The following is a 517-nucleotide window of genomic DNA, read 5'->3' as shown; positions in this document are numbered from 1 at the left end:
CTACTGGTTAATGACCAAGTGATTTCACGCAGCGAAGTGGCACCTCGTGACCACACGAAAAAAGTGCTGCCAATGGTTGACGAAGTGCTGAAAGAAGCGGGTCTAACTCTACAAGACTTGGATGCTCTAGCGTTTGGCCGTGGCCCTGGTAGCTTTACTGGTGTTCGTATCGGTATTGGCATCGCTCAAGGCCTAGCATTTGGTGCAGAACTGCCGATGATTGGCGTTTCAACATTGGCTGCGATGGCACAAGCAAGCTACCGCCTGCATGGTGCAACTGATGTCGCTGTAGCGATTGATGCGCGCATGAGCGAAGTTTACTGGGCACGTTATTCTCGCCAAGAAAACGGCGAATGGATGGGTGTTGATGAAGAATGTGTGATTCCACCAGCTCGTTTGGCGGAAGAAGCACAAGCTGACTCTAAAACGTGGACAACAGCTGGTACAGGTTGGTCTGCGTATCAGGAAGAACTGGCGGGCCTGCCGTTTAACACTGCAGACAGTGAGGTATTGTACC

The 517-nt window shown here is 51.5% G+C and carries 1 protein-coding gene; it reads left to right on the top strand.

Going from position 1 to position 517, the window contains the following annotated elements:
- The coding region (tsaB, locus tag R7044_RS28085) for a tRNA (adenosine(37)-N6)-threonylcarbamoyltransferase complex dimerization subunit type 1 TsaB (RefSeq protein ID WP_225456376.1) at positions 1-517 on the top strand (517 nt) is incomplete at both ends.

Source organism: Vibrio sp. 1402, assembly GCF_033340275.1.
This window is presented reverse-complemented; position numbering and strand designations above follow the sequence as displayed.